Source organism: uncultured Aquincola sp. (assembly GCF_964001545.1).
Taxonomy (GTDB): Bacteria; Pseudomonadota; Gammaproteobacteria; order Burkholderiales; family Burkholderiaceae_C; genus Aquincola.
In genome coordinates this window covers 1-2,684 of the sequence record NZ_CAXFDV010000162.1, presented here as the reverse complement: position 1 = coordinate 2,684, position 2,684 = coordinate 1, and the positions used below count along the sequence as shown (strand labels likewise).

At 71.1% G+C, this 2,684-nt stretch carries 5 protein-coding genes; 2 read left to right on the top strand and 3 right to left on the bottom strand.

The features are described 5' to 3' along the window. A partial coding sequence (locus ABNT58_RS05375) for a helix-turn-helix domain-containing protein (protein WP_348752475.1) occupies positions 1-118 on the top strand: 118 nt, incomplete at its 5' end. Here ABNT58_RS05375 and ABNT58_RS05370 read toward each other — a convergent pair. Next, entirely contained in the window at positions 96-1,049 is a 954-nt protein-coding gene (locus ABNT58_RS05370) for a LysR family transcriptional regulator (protein ID WP_348752474.1), read from the bottom strand. The two genes, ABNT58_RS05375 and ABNT58_RS05370, sit on opposite strands and share 23 nt — an antisense overlap. A gap of 89 nt (positions 1,050-1,138) precedes the next feature. On the opposite strand from ABNT58_RS05370, the gene ABNT58_RS05365 reads away from it, so the two are divergent. After that, positions 1,139-2,170 carry a bile acid:sodium symporter family protein gene (locus ABNT58_RS05365; protein WP_348752473.1) on the top strand — a complete coding sequence of 344 codons (1,032 nt, stop codon included), beginning with the start codon at positions 1,139-1,141 and terminating at the stop codon, positions 2,168-2,170. A 24-nt stretch (positions 2,171-2,194) separates the two neighbouring features. Here ABNT58_RS05365 and ABNT58_RS05360 read toward each other — a convergent pair whose 3' ends face one another. Next, a complete protein-coding gene (locus ABNT58_RS05360) occupies positions 2,195-2,344 on the bottom strand; it encodes a hypothetical protein (protein ID WP_250197698.1) in 150 nt (49 codons plus the stop codon). Positions 2,345-2,408: 64 nt separating this feature from the next. Then, on the bottom strand, positions 2,409-2,684 hold a 276-nt coding region (locus ABNT58_RS05355), incomplete at its 5' end, for a hypothetical protein (RefSeq protein ID WP_348752472.1).

Sequence of the window (2,684 nt, the reverse complement as noted above, 5' to 3'; positions counted from 1 at the left end):
GGCGGTGATCCTGGCCACGCTCAAGCGCTTCGACCACCACAAGGAACGCACCGCCGCCGCGCTGGGCGTGAGCCTGAAGACGCTCTACAACCGGCTCAAGGAATACGCCGAGAAGTAGCGCGGCCGGCCGCCGCGTCCGTGCCTGGCGGCATGGCGGCGGCCAGCTCGGCCACCATCGACCAGATGCGCTGTGCGGCCGGCGACAGCGAACGGTTGCGTCGCGCCACCAGCACGATGCGCCGACGCAATGGCGGGTGCAGCGGCACCGCCCGCAGCGCCTGGCCATCGGGCAGCGGCAGCGACAGCGCCGGCAGGATGGACAGGCCCAGCCCCTCGGCCACCATGCGGAAAGCGGTGGTGGCATTGCCCACGTCCAGCACCACGCGCGCCGGCGTGCCGCGCGCCGCAGGCAACGCGCGCAAGGCCTCGTCGATCAGCGGCCGGCTGCCCGAGGTGTGGTCCAGCAGCACCAGCGGCTGACCGGCCAGCGCGGCCAGCGGCACCCGGGTGCGCGCGGCCAGCGCATGGCCCGCCGGGCACACCAGCACGAAGCCTTCTTCGAACACCGGCTGCTGGTCCAGGTCGTCCATCTGCTCGCCGCCCACCACCACCGCGAAGTCGACCGCGCCGCTGCGCACGCTTTCCAGCGCCAGACGCTGGGCCTGGTCGGTCAGCAGCACCTGGATGTCGGGGTGGCGCTGCAGCGCGACCGACAGGCAGCGCGGCATCAACCCGGCCGAGACGGTGGGCGCGCTGGCCACCCGCACCACGCCGCGCGCCTGGGCGCCCAGCGCCTGGGTGCGGGCCAGCAGCTCCTGCAGGTCGCCCATCACGCGGCGCAGCGGGCCCACGAGCGCTTCGCCGGCCGGGGTCAGCAGCACCTCGCGCGTGGTGCGGTCCAGCAGCTTCAGGCCCAGCTCGGCTTCCAGCGCGCGGATGCTCTGGCTGACCGCCGGCTGCGACAGGCCGATGGCATCGCCCGCGCGGGCAAAGCCACCTTCGTCGGCGATGGCGAGCAGCACCTGCAGCTGGCGCAGGCTGACATTCATAAGCTGGATGGATGAGCCGATCCCATCAATCCATTTTACAAACGCCGGGCGCCGGCCTGTAATGGCGCCTCAGTTACTGGATGCCCGCCATGCGCCGACCCGCCTTCATCCCCGACAACTTCGTGCTGCTGCTGCTGGCCACGGTGGCGCTGGCCAGCCTGCTGCCGGTGCACGGCACCAGCGCCCAGGCGGTGAAGTGGCTCACCAATGCCGCGGTGGCAGGCCTCTTTTTCCTGCACGGTGCCAAGCTCTCGCGCGAGGCGGTGGTGGCCGGCCTGCTGCACTGGCGGCTGCACCTGACGGTGTTCAGTGCCACCTTCGTGCTGTTTCCCATCCTCGGGCTGGCGCTGCGGCCGCTGTTCGAGCCGCTGATCGGCCCCACGCTCTACCTGGGCGTGCTGTTCATCTGCGCGCTGCCGTCCACGGTGCAGTCGTCCATCGCCTTCACCTCCATCGGCAAGGGCAACGTGCCGGCGGCCATGTGCAGCGCCTCCACCTCCAACATCGTGGGCATTGCGCTCACGCCGCTGCTGATCGCGGCGATGGCCTCCACCAGCTCGGCCGGCAGCAGCGCGGCGGGCGTGATGTCCTGGCATTCGGCCGCCGGCATCGTGGGTCTGCTGCTGCTGCCCTTCGTGGCCGGCCAGATCGCGCAGCGCTGGATCGGCGGCTGGGTGGCGCGCCACCGCGGCATGCTCAAGTGGTTCGACCAGGGCTCCATCCTGCTGGTGGTGTATTCGGCCTTCAGCGAAGCCACGGTCGAGGGCCTGTACCAGCAGGTGAGCCTGGGCACGCTGGGCATCCTGGTGGGCATCAGCGCGGTGCTGCTGTTCGTGGTGATGGGCGTGCTGGTGCTGTTCAGCCGCCGCGCCGGCTTCAGCCGCGAAGACGAAGTGGCCATCGTGTTCTGCGGCTCGAAGAAGACGCTGGCCAGCGGCGTGCCGATGGCGCAGATCCTGTTCGCCGGCCAGGCCGTGGGCCTGATCGTCCTGCCCATCATGGTGTTCCACCAGCTGCAGCTGATGGTGTGCGCCTCGCTGGCCAAGCGCTATGCGCGCCGGGCGGAAGAGGCCGCGCCGGCCGCGGCGGAAGCGCCTGCCGCACAGGCCGCGCGGCCCTGACCTGGCCGGCCCGCCTTGGCCGCGCTATTGCAGCGTCTCGTCCGGCCGCGGCTGGTTGGGCAGGTCGGGCTCACGCACCGGTGGCGTGCTGCTGGGCGGGTCGCCCTCGGGGGTGACGGGCAGCACGTCCGGCGGTGGCGGCGGGGGTGGCTGGGGCACGCTGTGCAGTCTCATCGCAATCTCCTGAAAAGGCGCGATGGCTGCGGCAGATGGCGTGCCCGTGAGCCCGCCGAAGGAGTCAGCGGCGCTTCGGAGCAGCCTTCTTCGCCGCATCGGCGCGCGCGCCGTCGGTGAACAGCTTGGCCGCGCGGCCCTTGAGTTCCAGCAGCTCGCTGGCGGTGACGGAGTACTTGCCGCCGACGGCGTCCACTTCCACGCGGAATTCCACCTCGTGTCCGTTGTTGGACAGCATGCCGCTGGTGAAGTCGTATTCGGGGTCTTCGGCGGGCAGGCCGCGCTGGGCCACGTCGTAGTCGATGTACTTGACGTCGCGGATCTCGCCGCTGGCCAGGTC

Excerpts from the sequence above, each read along its gene's own strand:
- ABNT58_RS05370 (WP_348752474.1), bottom strand. The coding sequence starts at position 1,049 with ATGAATGTCAGCCTGCGCCAGCTGCAGGTGCTGCTCGCCATCGCCGAC.
- ABNT58_RS05365 (WP_348752473.1), top strand. The coding sequence starts at position 1,139 with ATGCGCCGACCCGCCTTCATCCCCGACAACTTCGTGCTGCTGCTGCTG.
- ABNT58_RS05360 (WP_250197698.1), bottom strand. The coding sequence starts at position 2,344 with ATGAGACTGCACAGCGTGCCCCAGCCACCCCCGCCGCCACCGCCGGAC.